Genomic DNA, 14,726 nt, shown 5'->3' on the forward strand with positions numbered 1-14,726 from the left:
GAGTGGTGGCATTCGACAACGTGCGTGAGTTGCTGAGCGCGACCGGCGCGCAGGTGCGCGACTCGGTGCCGCTGGCGCAGCTCACCACGCTGCGGGTCGGCGGGCCCGCGACGGTCGCCGAATGCCGCTCCACCGAGGCGCTCGTCGAGACGGTGCGCACGCTCGACGCCGCGGGCGTGCCGGTGCTGCTGGTGGCCGGTGGCTCCAACCTGCTGATCGCCGACAGCGGATTCGACGGCGTCGTCGTCCGCATCGCCACCGACGCCGTCGAGCTGGGAGCCGGCAGTGTGACGGCCGAGGCGGGCGCGGACTGGGACGGCGTGGTCGCCACGACGGTCGCCGCCGGATTCGGCGGACTCGAGTGCCTGTCCGGAATTCCGGGTTCGGCCGGCGCGACGCCGGTGCAGAACGTCGGCGCCTACGGCGTCGAGGTGGCGCAGGTGCTGCGCCGGATTCGCCTGCTGGATCGCGTCAGCGGCGAAATCCGCTGGGCCGCACCGGAGGAACTCGGCTTCGGTTACCGCACCTCGGTGCTCAAACATTCCGATCGCGCGGTGGTGCTGGCGGTGGAGTTCGCGGTGAATACCGACGGTGCCAGCGCCCCGCTGCGATACGGCGAACTGGCCCGTGCCTTCGACGCCGCCGACGGTGAGTCCCGTCCCGCCGCCGCCGTGCGCGAGGCCGTCCTCGCGCTGCGCGCCGGCAAGGGCATGGTGCTCGATCCGGCCGACCACGACACCTGGAGCGCCGGGTCGTTCTTCACCAATCCCGTCGTGGCGCACGATCGCGCGCCCGCCGTGGTCGATGCGATCCGGGCGCATGTGGGAGATATCACTATTCCGACCTATGCCGCCGAGGGCGGGGTGAAATTCTCCGCGGGCTGGCTGATCGAACGCGCGGGATTCGGCAAGGGGTTCCCCGGTCCGGAGGCTCCCGTCCGGTTGTCGACGAAACATACGCTCGCCCTGACCAACAGGGGTTCTGCCCGCGCCGCGGACCTGGTGGAGCTGGCCCGCACCGTGCGGGCGGGCGTCGAACAGCGTTTCGGAATCAGGCTGGAACCCGAACCGGTGACCGTCGGACTCGAGCTCTAGGCGTGGCGGGCACCACGTTCCGATCGGGCCGGGCCGTCGGAGGGGCGCGGTAAATTCGCGGAAGTGAACATTCGAGGAATTGCCGGCCGCCGGGCCGTACTGGTCGGGGCCGGCCAGCTGGCGGTGGCCGCGCTGGTGGCCGGATGTTCGGGCAGTAGCGGGAGCGGTTCGTCCGCGCCGAAGGAGTCCGGCCCGGTCGCGAAGCTGACATTCGAGCCCGGCAAGGGAGCCGGCGACGTCAACCCGATCGCGCCCGTCTCGGTGACGGTCACCAGCGGCCGCATCGACCGCGTCGCGCTGACCAATCCGGACGGTAAGCAGGTCACCGGCGTCCTGTCGCCCGACAAGAGCAGTTTCAAGGTCACCGAGCCGCTCGGTTACGGCGTCACCTACACCTGGTCCGGCACGGCGATCGGCACCGACAACAAGCCCGTGCCGATCGAGTCGACATTCACCACCCTCGCTCCGAAGCAGACCGTGTCCGCCACCATCAACATCGGTGACGGACAGGAGGTCGGCATCGCCGCGCCGATCATCCTGCAGTTCAAGAAGCACGTCGAGAACAAGGAAGCGGTCGAGAAGGCGCTGACCGTCACGACCACACCGGAGACCGAGGGCGGCTGGGCCTGGCTGCCCGACGAGAACGGTGGCTCCCGCGCGCACTGGCGTCCGCGCAACTACTGGGCGCCCGGCACGGCGGTGACCTTCGCCGCCAAGCTGTACGGCTTGGACCTGGGCGGCGGCGCCTACGGCAACTCCGATCTGTCCTCGCAGTTCACCATCGGCCGCAGCCAGATCGTGAAGGGTTACGCACCCAGCCATCGGGTGCAGGTGATCCGCGACGGGTCGACGCTGTTCGACTTTCCGTGCAGTTACGGCGAGGGCAACGAGGCGCGCAACGTGACGCGTTCGGGCATCCACGTGGTGACCGAGAAGTACGAAGACTTCCTGATGTCGAATCCGCCGTTCTACACCAACGTTCGCGAACGCTGGGCGGTACGCATTTCGAACAACGGCGAATTCATCCACGCGAACCCGGAATCGGCGTCCGCGCAAGGCAATACCAACGTCACCAACGGCTGTATCAACCTGAGCACCAGCGACGCCCAGCAGTACTTCCCGACGGCCATGTACGGCGACCCGGTCGAGGTCACCGGCACGTCGATCGCCCTGTCGGCCGCCGACGGCGACCTCTACGACTGGACCATCGATTGGGACACGTGGAAGACCATGTCGGCGATCCAGGGCCGGCCCGCACCGGTGGTCTCGGCGACTCCGGTGGCGCCGGGACCCGTGCGCGGCGGTAGCTAGCGACGGCTCAGCTACGGCGGGCGAAGCGGCCGGCGTCGGCTTGGTCGCGCGGCTTCACCACGATGGTGTCGAGGTTGACGTGCGGGGGGCGGCTCGCGACGAAGCCGATGATTTCGGCGATATCGGCGGCGAACAGCGGGTCGATTCCCTCGTAGACCTTGGCCGCGCGCTCGGTGTCGCCGCCGAACCGGACCAGCGAGAATTCGGTTTCGACCGCGCCCGGCGCGATTTCGGTGAGCCGCACCGGCTTGCCCAGCAGCTCCCCGCGCAGCGTGCGGTGCAGGACGGCCTGCGCGTGCTTGGCCGAGGTGTAGCCGGAGCCGTTGTCGTAGGGCTGCAAGGCGGCGACCGAGGTGACGGTGACGATGAGCCCGTCACCCGAGTCGATCAGTTTCGGCAGCAGCGCCTTGGTCACCCGCAGCGTGCCCAGCACGTTGGTTTCCCACATCCACCGCCAGTCGTCGAGATCGGCCTCGGTGACCGGCGCCAGCCCCTTCGCCCCGCCGGCGTTGTTGACCAGCACGTCGGCCCGTTCGACCGCATCGGTGAACAGGCGTACCGACGACTCGTCGGTGACATCCAATTCGATTGCGGTACCGCCGATTTCGTCGGCCAGCGCCTGCAGCCGGTCCATCCGGCGCGCCCCCACGTACACGTGATAGCCCTGTTTCGCGAGCTCGCGGGCGGTAGCCTCACCGATTCCCGAGCTCGCGCCGGTGACGACGGCGTGACGAGTGCTCATGGGAACCGAGCCTAGCGGTGGGGGCACCGAGGGCTTGCGGACACCGCGGGAAGTCCTGCCCGTTAGCCTGGCGAACATGGCGATTCGGGAAGTGGTCAGTGCGGACGGAACCAACATCGTGTATCAGGTCTCCGGGCCCGAACAGGGACGTCCGCTGGTGTTGTTGCACGGGTGGGCCGGCACGTTGCGGTGCTGGGGCCGTGCGGCGGAGATTCTGGCCGAGACGTTCCGGGTGATCGCTGTCGATCTGCGCGGGCACGGTTACTCCGGTGCGCCCGAGACCGGATACGACGATCCGAAGAACTGGGCGGCCGACGTCGCCGCGGTGCTGGCCGCGGAGGAGATCACGGCCGATGCGGTGCTGCTGGGCTGGTCCTACGGCGGCATCGTGCTCAGCGACTATCTGACCGCGTACGGCACCGGCGCCCTGGCCGGGGTGGTGTACTGCGGATCGCAGGCCGGTATCGGCCGGGGCGTCGAGGGCGCCCAGCCCGGGCCGGCGATGCAGAAGGCCATCCCCGATGTGTTCGAGGAGAGCGCCGGCCGGGCGATGCGCGGATTCGCCGCGTTCGGCAACGCCAACACCGGGCCCGGCCGGGACAAGGGCGAAGACGCCCAGCGCCTGTTCGGCGGCAGCCTCGCGACGCCGCCCCGGGTCCGCAAGGCGCTGTTCTACCGCACCGTCGACAACACCGAAACTCTGCGCAACCTCGACGTCCCGGTCTTCGTCATGCACGGCACCGCCGATCCCGTGGTTCCCGTCGAGAACGGCCGCTACATCGCCGAGCAGGCCCCCCGGTCGCGCACCTCGTTCTGGGACGACGCCCAGCACGGGCTGTTCGTCGAGGATCCCCAGCGCTTCGCCGACGAGCTGACGGAATTCGTTGCGTCGCTGGGGTGATCCCGCGCACACCACCTCCCAGCGGTGGGTGTGACTACGCTCACTCGAGCCTCGCGCGCATAACGGTTGACGCGCCGAGGCGTGCACACTGGAGGGTGTGAGTTATCGCCCGGATCAACGTCCGCATCGGATCGCGGTGTTGTCGGTGCACACCTCTCCACTCGCGCAGCCGGGTACCGGCGATGCGGGCGGGATGAACGTCTACGTGCTGCAGTCGGCGCTACAGCTGGCTCGCCGCGGCGTGGAGGTGGAGATCTTCACGCGTGCGACATCCTCCAACGACGAGCCGGTGGTCGAGGCCGCGCCGGGAGTCCTGGTGCGGCATGTGGTGGCGGGACCGTTCGAGGGGTTGGACAAGCACGATCTGCCGACTCAGCTGTGTCCGTTCGCGGCGGAGGTGTTGCGTCAGGAGGCCCGGCAGCTGCCCGGCTACTACGACCTGATCCATTCGCACTACTGGCTGTCGGGACAGGTGGGCTGGCTGGCCCGGGATCGGTGGCGGGTGCCGCTGGTGCACACCGCGCACACGCTGGCCGCGGTGAAGAACGCCTTCCTGGCCGAGGGTGATACGCCGGAACCGCTGTCGCGGGTGGTCGGCGAGAAGCAGATCATCGCCGAATCGGATCGGCTGGTCGCCAATACCGCGGAGGAGGCACGCCAGCTCGTCGAGCTGTACGGCGCCGAATCCGAGCGCATCGACGTGGTGCCCCCGGGTGCGGATCTGTCCCGGTATCGCCCCGGTGACCGGGCGGCCGCACGCGCCGAATTCGGTATCGAGCCGGATGAGCAGGTGGTGGCGTTCGTCGGCCGGATCCAGCCGCTCAAGGCTCCCGATGTGCTCCTGTTCGCGGCGGCCGAGGTGCTGCGCGCCGAACCCGGACGCAAGCTGCGGGTGCTCATCGTGGGCGGGCCCTCGGGGACCGGTCTGGATCGGCCGGACGCGTTGATCGAGTTGGCCGCCACGCTCGGCATCTCGGATCGGGTGACATTCCTGCCGCCGCAGCCGCCGCATCGGCTGGTGCAGGTGTACCGGGCCGCGGATATGGTCGCGGTGCCGAGTTACAACGAGTCGTTCGGCCTGGTCGCCATCGAGGCGCAGGCCAGTGGCACACCGGTGCTGGCCGCCGACGTGGGCGGGTTGAGTACCGCTGTGCGAGACGGTGTTTCGGGCAGGCTGGTGTCCGGGCACCAGGCCGACGAGTGGGCGGCGGCCCTGCGCGGGCTGCTCGACGATCCGGAACGGCTGCGGCGGATGGGCGCGGCCGCGGTGGACCATGCGGCGGGTTTCTCCTGGGAACACACCGCCGACGGTTTGCTCGACTGCTATGCCGAGGCGTTGGCCGGGCATCGGGGTGTGCGTTCGCGAATGCCGGGTACGTTGCTGACAGAGAGCAGTCAAGCCAGGTCGCGGGCGCTGTGGCGGCGCCGGATGGGAGTGGTACGCCGGTGACTGACACCATCGCGCAGACCGCGCAGCTGATCGACGACACCGTGCGTGAGCGCGAGATCGACTACACCCGCGAGGGCCAGGACACCTTCGTCGTGGTTCTGCCCGGTGAGCGCAAGCTGAAGACCACGGTCATGCTGACGGTCGGCAAGCACGGCGTGCGCTTCGAATGCTTCGTCTGCCGCAAACCCGACGAGAACTTCGAGGGTGTCTACAAGTATCTGCTGCGCCGCAACCGCCGCCTCTACGGTGTCGCCTACACGCTGGACCGGGTCGGCGACATCTACCTGGTCGGCCGCATCGCGACCCATGCCGTGACTCCCGACGAACTCGACCGCGTCTTCGGCCAGATTCTCGAGGCGGTCGACGGCGACTTCAACGTGCTGCTGGAGCTCGGTTTCGCGGAATCCATTCGGCGCGAATGGAAATGGCGTGTCTCGCGTGGCGAATCGCTGAAGAATCTGCGGGCGTTCGAGCATCTGGTCGACACCGAGGAATCCTGAGGCCCGTCCGCCCAGCCCGATGCCCCGCGCCGGGTACCGTGCATCCGATCGGGTGATGCGCTGAGGAGGCGGTGGCGAAGTGGCTGTGCTGGCTGTGGATATCGGCGCGACCAAATTCGCGGCCGCCGTCGCGGTATCACCGATCGGCGTGCTGCCCGGCGACGAGTCCACTGTCGCGCGGCCGGCCGCCCTGCGGCATATCCACCAGGTGGGCGTCCCCGCGCGCGACGTGTGGGAAACCTGCCGTGAGCTGCTGCGCAGCGTGGTCGCCGCCGCCTCGGCCGACGAGGCGTGCGGCGGTGCGGAATTCGAGGTAACGACGGTCGGTATCGCCGCCGCCGGACCGGTGGATGTCCGCACCGGCAGTACCGCCCCGTTGAACATCCCCGAGTGGCGCGACGGCTTCCCGATCGTCGCCGCGGTGCGAGAACTCTTTCCCGAGGCCGATATTCGCTTCGCGATCGACGGTGCGGCGTTGGCGTTGGCGGAGTATCGCGTCGGTGGTTTACGCGGTGTCCGTTCCGGATTGGCGATGACGGTCTCCTCCGGGATCGGTGGGGGAATAATCAGCGACGGGCGAGTGGTGTTCGGTCGCACCGGAAATGCCGGTCACGTCGGACATATCGTGGTGCCCGGCTGGGATGTGCCGTGCGCGTGCGGCGGGGTTGGGTGTGTGGAGGCCGTCGCGAGTGGCATGTCGTCGGTCCGTTGGGCACGCGGACAAGGCTGGGCCGGAACCACCGGGATGGATTTGGCACGTGCCGGCCGAGCCGGTGACCCGATCGCCCTGGCGGCGTTGTCTCGCGCGGGAACCGCGCTGGGACAAGCCATTTCGTCCGCGGCCGCGACACTCGACATCGACCGGGTGGTGATCGGCGGCGGTTTCGCCGAATCCGGCGCCCCGCTCTGGGAGCCGCTGCACGCGGCGGTGGCGAAGCACGCCCGCCTCGGCTTCATTCGCGAGCTGGAGGTGGTGAAATCCCCGATCACCGACGGCGCCACCCTGGTGGGTGCGGCGGCGCTGGCCGGGGACTGAGATCGCGACCCCGGGGCGTGCCGGTCGCGCCGCTCAGCCGTGGTCGATGCTGCGCACATGCGCCACAAGCGCATTCGCGTGCCCGTGCCCCAGGCCGTGCTCACTCTTCAACCACGCGACCAGGTCCATATGCTTACTCAGCTCCGACCCGCGAATGATGCCGAACCACTCCTCGACGGGCCGTCCGTACTTCTTCTCGATGGCGGGGAAGTAGGACGCGGGACCCTTCACCGTTGCGGTGCTCTGTGCGCTCATATTCGTGTGGACGGCCTCCGCCGGTAGTACTCATCCACGCCGGGAAGTGATGTGAGTCACTCGGTCTCGGCGTCGCGCGCGAGTTCAGTGTTGATCGGCGAAATCGCGCAGTAGTTCTCCGGTCGGGCCGGGCTCCTCGATCATCGGGCTGTGGCCGCAGTCGAGCGATTCGATCCGCACATCCGGCACGCGCCGGTAGTCCTGGAAGGATGCGGCCGGCCAGCGGTGGTCCCCGGAGCCGTAGAGCACCAGGCTCGGCAGTCCGAGATCGGCGAGGCGGTCCGGTTCCTGCCGTTCCCGCAGATAGACATCCGAGGCGTCGGAGGTGGCGGTGAGACTGCGGTAGGTCATGCCGTGGAAGTCGTCCACGAGTTGCTGCGGAATCGCGACGTCGCGGGTGAACGCGCTGCTCATGGCGTATCGAATGGCGGCGTCCGGGAGCAGCGGCCACAGCGGCTGCCCGATCTGCGGGACGAACAGCAGGTTACCGAGTGGGCCGTTGTCGGCGAACGCGTCCAGCCGGGACCCGGTGCCGATCAGTGCGATCGCGTTCACCAGATCACGGCGCTGAGCGGCGAGTTCGGTCGCGACATATCCGCCGGTGGAGTGCCCGACGACGGTCGCGTGCCGCACGCCGAGCCGGTCGAGGACCGCGGCGACCCGATGTCCCTGCTCGGCCATGCCGTAACCGCTGTCCGGTTTGGCCGACCGGCCGTGGCCGAGCAGGTCGACTCGCACCACGTAGAGGTCCGCCAGCGCGGGCAGGACCGGATCCCACCACGAGACCGAGCCGCCGGTCCCGTGGATCAGCACCACCGCGCGTGGGCTCGGCGCACCGTTGGTCACGACGTGGATATCGCCGTCCGGAAGCCGCACCATCCGGTCTACGGAATCGTCCGGTGCGGCCGTCGCGACCCCGGCGGTGTTCCCGGCGAGCAGGGCGACGAGCACGGTGACCAGTAGCATCGCGCGTCTCGCCCGACCGGCAGCGGCAGTTGTCATATCTCCTCCCGAGGACCGTTGATGCCATGACGATCCCGGAGGTCGCGGCCTCGCGTCTTGGAGAAATGTCGCCCGCCGCCGGGCTGTCGGTCAGTCGACCACGCCCCAGTGCAGGACCCGGACGGTGAACAGCACCAAACCCAGCGAGACCGTCGCGACCACGACCAGGCCGACCACCGCCACCGCCAGCGGCCGCCACCCACTGCGCCCCAGTTCGCGGAAATCGGTGTTGAGACCCACGCCGGCGAAGGTGAGCAGGAACGCCCACTTCGACAGGTTGGCGAGGTCGGCCAGTTGCGCCTTGTCGATCCAGTGGGCTGTGGCCAGGGCGGAGACCGCCAGGAAGCCGAGGACGAACTTCGGGAACTTCGCCCACACGAAGGCCGCCTTGGCGCGCAGTCCCGGAGCGATCCTGTCGGCCTCACCGCGGGACGCCCAGTACAGGCCGAAGCCCAGGACCACGAATCCGATGAGCGCGTTGCGGGTCGACTTCACCAGGACCGCCAGTTTGCCGGCGGCGTCGGAGTAGGCGTACCCGGTCGCGGTGGTTTCGGCGGTGTTGTCCACGGCCAGACCCGACCAGAGGCCGAATTCGTGATCGGTCAGACCCAGGCCGTGGCCGATCGCGGGGAGCGTGAACAGCGATACCGCGCCCAGCGTCAGAATGGCCGCGATGGCATAGCCGACGTCCGCGTTGCGGGCCCGGATGGCCCCGCGCGCGGCCACGATCGCCGATACGCCGCAGATCGAGGTGCCCACGGCCAGCAGCGATCCCAGCTTGCCGGACAGGCCCAGCAGCCGTGCCACGGTGAGGATGATCGCGCCCGCCACCGTCATGTCGATGAGGATCAGCACGAAGCTGGTGCCACCCAATTTCGCGACATCACCGAGGACGAAGCGCGATCCCAGCGCCACGATGCCGGCCTTCAACCAGAATTCGTAGGTGCCGATGCCGGGCTTGAAGATCTTGTGCACCCCAACGGTATTGGCGATGATCAGCCCGAAAACAATGGCCCAGAGCACATATTCGATATCGGGGAAGCGCCAGTGGTGCGCGTGGACGACGTCGTTCACCCAGATCTGGGTGTACTTGCCGAGCAAGCCGACCGCCACCAGCAGCGCGATGCCCGGCAGATAGGCCAGAGCGCCGCGTAGATTCGCCGATTCCGTGGTCGCGGTGGTTGTTTCGTTCGTCTCGGTAGTCATCGTGTCACCACGGAATCTTCGGCAGGGCGTCGGCGACGGCGAGCAGCACGAAGATCCCCGCGACGATCACCGCCCACCAGTCGACGCCGATCCGATGGAAGACGGAAGGTTCCGGGGCGGATGCCCCCGAACCTTCCCGGTCGGGTACCGCACCCGGTTCGCTCATGGCCGACTCCCTCATAGCCGTCGATCGCGGTGACTCCCGCGATCAGGCGTCATCATGAGCGGCGTCGAAACATCGGGAAAGTAATCGAATCAGCGAGATTCGAGAAGGCCGCGACCAGCGAGATAAGGTGGTAGAAGTGGTTGCATTCGGGTGGCATTTTCGGATACACTGAAGTATCCGCCCGTGTTGCGGCCGGCACGTGCACTGGAGGGTGAGATCGATGACCGTTGCGAACGCTCTTGCCATCACCAGTCATGTCGATACGGCCAAGCTGCGTCCGGCGGAGCTGGCGCGACAGCTCGTCCAACATCTGGGTCCCACGCTGGTGGCGTTGCTCGCCGGCGTCCGCGACCGCAAGCTGCCGCACAAGTGGTCCCACGCCGAAGGTCCGACGCCCAGGGATGCCGCACTGGCACGCCTGCAGGTCGCGCATCGATGCTGGATCATCCTGGCGACCGCCGAGGACAGCGATGTGGCGCGGTCGTGGTTCATCGGAGCCAATCCGCGACTGGGCGAGGAGTCGCCCGCCCTGGCCATCCGTGCGGACCGATTCCGCGAGACCATCGCTGCCGCAGTCGCATTCGTCGACGGCTCGGACAACTGACCTCGGCCGGCCTGGGCGCGCGGGAAAGCCCTCTTTCGATAAACTTCCGCCTTTGGGGAACTGTCGGAAGAGGGAGATCGGTGTCTGTGCGTGAAACCCGAAATGCTCGGCGCTGCGCCAAGACCGGTTTCACGCTTCTCCCCGCTGCGTCTCGCGAGGTCTATCGGCTGGCGAAACCGTCCTACGGACCGCTCAATCCGCTCCAGCGTGGGACCTCCAGCGACGAATCACGGGCGGAGTGGAACCGCTACGACGTCGAAGGCCAGCAGACCGTATACGCCGCCAGTACCGAACAGGGCGCGTACGGAGAGCTTCTCGCGCCGCTCAAACCGAAACTTCCCCGTCGCGCATCCCGCTATTTCGACGATGTCGGCTCCGACGACGAGCTCGAATCGCTGATCAAGGAGGAGTGGCAGAGCTCGGGCTATCGGCCGCCCCGCGAGCTGAACATGCTGTGGCTCAGCGAATATCGGCTCTACCACCTGACGCTCCCGGCGCACGGATGGTTCATCGATATCGAGGCGGCCTCCAGCCTGTCGGCGATCGCGCGGTATGCCCCGATCGCACTCGTGGAGCGCGGGCTGCGGGAGGTCACGGTCGCCGAGCTGCGCGGCGGCGAGCGCTGGCTCACCACGGCGATCTCCACGCGGATCTGGCAGATCACCCTCGACGACGACAGCCTCGCGCACGGGATCGCCTACGGTTCGCGGCACGGGAGCGAATGGGACTGCTGGGCCGTCTGGCTCCGCCGGACCGGTCTCGCGCACACCTCCAACGGACTCGTCACATCGGCGGACTCGGGCGTCGAGGTGCTGCCTCCGCCGATCAACCCGGCTCTGCAGGCGATTCTGACCGCCTACGATCTCACCGTGAGCTGGTAGGTCGCGCCCGCGACGGTCGCGAGTATTCGATCCGGCGCAGCTGAACTGCGCCGACGCGACACCGCTAGCATGACCTGCATGACGTACACCCTCGTGTTGCTGCGCCACGGCGAAAGCGAATGGAATGCTCTCAATCTGTTCACCGGCTGGGTGGATGTGCACCTGACCGACAAGGGTGTCGCCGAGGGCAAACGGGCCGGTGAGCTGCTGGCCGAGCACGGCATCCTGCCCGATATCGTCTACACCTCGCTGCTGCGCCGCGCGATCAGCACCGCGAATATCGCCCTGGACGCCGCGGACCGGCACTGGATTCCGGTGGTCCGGGACTGGCGGCTCAACGAGCGGCACTACGGCGCGCTGCAGGGTAAGAACAAGGCACAGATCCGCGATCGGTACGGCGACGACCAGTTCATGATGTGGCGCCGCAGCTACGACACCCCGCCCCCGCCGATCGAGGCCGACAGCGAATACAGCCAGAGCGGCGACGCGCGCTACGCCGGTATCGACGTGCCGGCGACCGAATGCCTGAAGGACGTCGTCGCCCGCATGGTCCCGTACTGGGAGTCCACGATTTCCCGCGATCTGGTGGCCGGAAAGACCGTTCTGGTTGCGGCGCACGGAAATTCACTGCGGGCGCTGGTGAAGCATCTGGACGGTATTTCGGACGAGGATATCGCCGGCCTCAACATTCCCACGGGAATTCCGCTGCGCTACGAACTGGACGAGAATCTGCGTCCGATCGGTCCCGCGGAGTACCTGGACCCCGAGGCGGCAGCCGCGGGTGCGGCCGCGGTCGCGAGCCAGGGCGGTAAATAAACCGGATTCCCCGCATTGTCCGACGCGCCGCGGTCATCGACCGCGGCGCGTTGTCGTATCTCTCGAACCCGCTGCGGGTGAAGGGTTTCCGAATGCCGAAGTTCTCTCGGCCCCGCGTACGAATATGCAATACTCAGCGTTTTGTGAGCTGCATCTCTTCTGTCGACTCGTAGCTATCGAATTGCCCGCCGGCGGTCCGCATCCCGATGCGTACGGCCGGTAGTGGCGTCCGGGCCGGTGGGGAGTGGTGTGGATAACTTTCGGTAGGCACGCCGCCGGGCTTTCCGCTGGTCATCGACGTGGGATGAGGGGTTGAGAAATTGAGAGACCTTCCTCGCAAAAGTTGCAACCGCTGGTTTGCAACTTACTCCGCGGTAGATACACTCTCGGTCGTTCGACCATCTCGAGAGGCGGATCACGTTCGATGAAGTACGCGTTACGCGCCACAGTTGCCGCCGTCGCCGCGTCGGTGACCGTCCCGTTCTTCGCCACTCCGGCCCAGGCCGGGCCCGTCGCCACCGGGCCGGACGGTGGTGCCGCCGGTGCCGCGTGGACCGCGACCGAGGACGGCCCGCAGCAGTATCCGAATATCCACATCGACTGGGATGTGCCGATCACCATGAGCGACGGCACGGTGCTGAAGGGCAACGTGTACCGGCCCGCCGATGCCGCCAGCCGTCCGGTCGACACCCGCACGCCGGTCGTCGTGAACATGACGCCCTACACCAAACTGGTGTCGAATCTGGCCGACCACGCGGGCTCGGTTCCAGGCCTGTCCGATGCCCTGCTGGGGCTGTTCCGTCAGATCGACATGAGTGGCACCCCGCTGTCCGGGGTCACCGATCTGACCAAGGCTTTCGGCGGGGGTGAGCTCCGCAATTTCTCCGTCGACCGGCAGTTGATCAAGAGCGGTTACACCCAGGTCGTCGTCGATGTCCGCGGCACCGGCTTCTCGCAGGGCGAATGGGATATGTTGCGGCAGCGCGAGCAGCAGGACACCGTCGAGGTGATCGACTGGGCGTCGCGGCAACCGTGGTCGGACGGCAAGGTCGGGATGACCGGCATCTCCTATTCGGGCATCAACCAGGTCCAGGTGGCGGAGAAACAGCCGCCCGCGCTGAAGGCGATCTTCCCGGTGGTGCCGGGCAGCGATCTGGTCGACGATGTGCTCGCCCCCGGCGGCGGGTTCGGGTTCAACTTCATCCCGCTGTGGCTCACCGCGATCAACACGCTCAAATGGGTGCCGGACGTCCAGTCGATCGTGACCGGGAAATTCGACACCACGTGGCTGAACGACCGGATCAGCGATCCGTACACCTATATGGACGTGCTGCTGAGCGCCTACACCAACACCGATATGAACTCCCTCGATCCGCGGGTGAAGGACATGTTGAACGACGTGTCCTCGCAACGGCAGGCGTGGATCGGTGACCCGGGCCGGATTCAGGTGCCGACCTTCGTCACCGGCGGGTGGCACGATCTGTTCACCTACTCCGAATCCAAGATCTACAACCAGATCCCGTTGCCGCCCGGGCAGAAGCAGCTGCTCATGGGCAACACCTACCATCTCAACTCGGGCAACGAGTACGGCAAGCCCGGCCTGCCGCCGCGGCTGGATGTCCTGCAGCGCGCGTGGTTCGACAAGTGGCTCAAGGGAATCGACAACGGCATCGACACCTACGGTCCGGTGACGTTGCGCGAACAGGGCGGCGGCTGGGTCACCCACGGCGGTTTCGGGCCGTCGGCGCCGGCCGAGGAGGCGGCGAAGTATCGCCGCATGTACCTGTCCGCTGATCGCAGCGGTACCGCGAACAGCGTCTACGACGGTTCGCTGACCGGCGAATTCACCGGTGCGCCGACGCGGCTGACGGTGGCGCCCGGTCTGACCACGGTGTGCTCCAACGATGCCGCGCAGGCCACCGCCGGCGTGCTCGCGATCATCAACGGCTGCGCCGCGGACTCGCGCATCGCGGAGACCGGCGCGCTCACCTTCACCAGTGCGCCGGTCGCGGGACAGACCACGATCTCGGGCCCGATCGCGGTGCGGCTCAACACGGTTCAGGACGCCGCCGACGGGTACTGGACGGTGACGGTGAACGACGTCGCGCCCGACGGGCAGTCGACGGTGCTGTCCTCGGGACAGTTGATGGCCTCGCTGCGCGAGGTCGACGAGGCGAACAGCACTCGTTCCGAGAACGGCGACTACACCGATCCGCGGGCCTACACCTCGCTGGACAAGCGCCGGCCCACGGTTCCCGGTGAGGTCACCGAGTTGAATATCGCCCTGCCCGCCACCCGGGCCGTGCTCGCGCCGGGCCATCGCCTGCGGGTGGACGTGTTCGCCGGCAACTTCCCCAAGGGCCTGCCGATCGCGCCGATGCTCGCCGACACCGGCCTGAAACCCGAACACCTGCAGCTGGATCCGAATGCCCCGAGCTTCGTGAACATTCCGGTCGAGGGAGACTCCGGCTGGTGATCCGGTAGGGGGCTCCCCGACGGTCCCGGGAACGTACAACGGCGTACGTGCCCGGGACTTTTCGTCACCCGGCAGTCCGCTGCGGGGGTGGCCCGCGGCGCGGGATCGAGACGCACCTCACAGCCGGCGCATGCGGTCGACCGGGCGACGCGGCGGATCGACACGCCGGAGGTGTTCACGCGCGATTCGCGCGGACTCCAGATGTACGGTGCCGCAAGGCAAACTGTTCGCGCGACCATTGCTGAGCGGCCGAAAACCGCCGGTCGGGGCCGATCCGGGGCTCGGC

General features: G+C 67.7%; 15 protein-coding genes. 10 read left to right on the top strand and 5 right to left on the bottom strand.

Annotated elements, in window-relative coordinates; translation table 11 throughout:
• The first annotated feature begins 53 nt into the window (after positions 1-53).
• Together NA3_RS29550 and NA3_RS29555 are read left to right on the top strand one after the other, a co-directional pair.
• A complete protein-coding gene (locus NA3_RS29550; RefSeq protein WP_062967305.1) occupies positions 54-1,094 on the top strand; it encodes a UDP-N-acetylmuramate dehydrogenase in 1,041 nt (346 codons plus the stop codon).
• Between the two features lie 63 nt (positions 1,095-1,157).
• On the top strand, positions 1,158-2,405 hold the full coding sequence (locus NA3_RS29555; RefSeq protein ID WP_062967211.1) for a L,D-transpeptidase: 1,248 nt from the start codon (positions 1,158-1,160) through the stop codon (positions 2,403-2,405).
• A 7-nt stretch (positions 2,406-2,412) separates the two neighbouring features.
• Here NA3_RS29555 and NA3_RS29560 read toward each other — a convergent pair whose 3' ends face one another.
• A complete protein-coding gene (locus tag NA3_RS29560; RefSeq protein ID WP_062967213.1) occupies positions 2,413-3,147 on the bottom strand; it encodes an SDR family NAD(P)-dependent oxidoreductase in 735 nt (244 codons plus the stop codon).
• A gap of 76 nt (positions 3,148-3,223) precedes the next feature.
• Here NA3_RS29560 and NA3_RS29565 point away from each other — a divergent pair, with 76 nt between their 5' ends.
• The 4 genes from NA3_RS29565 (at position 3,224) to NA3_RS29580 (ending at position 7,034) form a co-directional block, all read left to right on the top strand.
• On the top strand, positions 3,224-4,048 hold the full coding sequence (locus NA3_RS29565; protein WP_062967214.1) for an alpha/beta fold hydrolase: 825 nt from the start codon (positions 3,224-3,226) through the stop codon (positions 4,046-4,048).
• Between the two features lie 97 nt (positions 4,049-4,145).
• The gene (gene mshA / locus NA3_RS29570; protein ID WP_062967216.1) at positions 4,146-5,498 is read left to right on the top strand and encodes a D-inositol-3-phosphate glycosyltransferase; all 1,353 of its coding nucleotides are present in this window, start codon (positions 4,146-4,148) and stop codon (positions 5,496-5,498) included.
• Entirely contained in the window at positions 5,495-5,998 is a 504-nt protein-coding gene (locus NA3_RS29575) for a type III secretion system chaperone family protein (RefSeq protein ID WP_372464289.1), read from the top strand. Before mshA ends, NA3_RS29575 begins: the two co-directional genes overlap by 4 nt.
• A 79-nt stretch (positions 5,999-6,077) precedes the next feature.
• Positions 6,078-7,034, top strand: a complete 957-nt coding sequence (locus NA3_RS29580; protein WP_062967218.1) for an ROK family protein — start codon at positions 6,078-6,080, stop codon at positions 7,032-7,034.
• Positions 7,035-7,067: 33 nt separating this feature from the next.
• Here the strand turns inward: NA3_RS29580 and NA3_RS29585 are convergent, their stop codons facing one another.
• From NA3_RS29585 to NA3_RS37835, 4 genes are all read right to left on the bottom strand, one after another.
• Positions 7,068-7,289: a DUF4287 domain-containing protein gene (locus NA3_RS29585; protein ID WP_062967220.1), complete on the bottom strand. Its 222-nt coding sequence runs from the start codon at positions 7,287-7,289 to the stop codon at positions 7,068-7,070.
• Between the two features lie 84 nt (positions 7,290-7,373).
• Positions 7,374-8,291 (bottom strand): alpha/beta fold hydrolase, encoded by a 918-nt coding sequence (locus NA3_RS29590; protein ID WP_062967222.1) that lies wholly within the window; start codon positions 8,289-8,291, stop codon positions 7,374-7,376.
• A 90-nt stretch (positions 8,292-8,381) separates the two neighbouring features.
• Entirely contained in the window at positions 8,382-9,497 is a 1,116-nt protein-coding gene (locus NA3_RS29595; protein WP_062967224.1) for a YeiH family protein, read from the bottom strand.
• Between the two features lie 4 nt (positions 9,498-9,501).
• Entirely contained in the window at positions 9,502-9,663 is a 162-nt protein-coding gene (locus NA3_RS37835) for a hypothetical protein (RefSeq protein WP_167355064.1), read from the bottom strand.
• A gap of 220 nt (positions 9,664-9,883) precedes the next feature.
• Between NA3_RS37835 and NA3_RS29600 the strand changes: the two genes are divergently transcribed.
• From NA3_RS29600 to NA3_RS29615, 4 genes are all read left to right on the top strand, one after another.
• The gene (locus NA3_RS29600; protein WP_062967226.1) at positions 9,884-10,267 is read left to right on the top strand and encodes a hypothetical protein; all 384 of its coding nucleotides are present in this window, start codon (positions 9,884-9,886) and stop codon (positions 10,265-10,267) included.
• Between the two features lie 80 nt (positions 10,268-10,347).
• Positions 10,348-11,148, top strand: coding sequence for a hypothetical protein (locus NA3_RS29605; RefSeq protein WP_218021914.1), 801 nt, complete (start codon positions 10,348-10,350; stop codon positions 11,146-11,148).
• A gap of 78 nt (positions 11,149-11,226) precedes the next feature.
• Positions 11,227-11,964, top strand: coding sequence for a phosphoglyceromutase (locus tag NA3_RS29610; RefSeq protein ID WP_062967309.1), 738 nt, complete (start codon positions 11,227-11,229; stop codon positions 11,962-11,964).
• Positions 11,965-12,388: 424 nt separating this feature from the next.
• Positions 12,389-14,440, top strand: a complete 2,052-nt coding sequence (locus tag NA3_RS29615; protein ID WP_062967230.1) for a CocE/NonD family hydrolase — start codon at positions 12,389-12,391, stop codon at positions 14,438-14,440.
• Positions 14,441-14,726: the final 286 nt, after the last annotated feature.

The sequence above is a fragment of the Nocardia africana NBRC 100379 genome, assembly GCF_001612635.1.
Lineage (GTDB): Bacteria > Actinomycetota > Actinomycetes > Mycobacteriales > Mycobacteriaceae > Nocardia > Nocardia africana.

Bases quoted from the DNA above. Each gene is read 5' to 3' on its own strand.
- NA3_RS29585 (WP_062967220.1), bottom strand. From the start codon at position 7,289: ATGAGCGCACAGAGCACCGCAACGGTGAAGGGTCCCGCGTCCTACTTC.
- NA3_RS29600 (WP_062967226.1), top strand. From the start codon at position 9,884: ATGACCGTTGCGAACGCTCTTGCCATCACCAGTCATGTCGATACGGCC.
- NA3_RS29560 (WP_062967213.1), bottom strand. From the start codon at position 3,147: ATGAGCACTCGTCACGCCGTCGTCACCGGCGCGAGCTCGGGAATCGGT.
- NA3_RS29610 (WP_062967309.1), top strand. From the start codon at position 11,227: ATGACGTACACCCTCGTGTTGCTGCGCCACGGCGAAAGCGAATGGAAT.
- NA3_RS29595 (WP_062967224.1), bottom strand. From the start codon at position 9,497: ATGACTACCGAGACGAACGAAACAACCACCGCGACCACGGAATCGGCG.
- NA3_RS29590 (WP_062967222.1), bottom strand. From the start codon at position 8,291: ATGACAACTGCCGCTGCCGGTCGGGCGAGACGCGCGATGCTACTGGTC.
- NA3_RS37835 (WP_167355064.1), bottom strand. From the start codon at position 9,663: ATGAGCGAACCGGGTGCGGTACCCGACCGGGAAGGTTCGGGGGCATCC.
- NA3_RS29565 (WP_062967214.1), top strand. From the start codon at position 3,224: ATGGCGATTCGGGAAGTGGTCAGTGCGGACGGAACCAACATCGTGTAT.
- NA3_RS29615 (WP_062967230.1), top strand. From the start codon at position 12,389: ATGAAGTACGCGTTACGCGCCACAGTTGCCGCCGTCGCCGCGTCGGTG.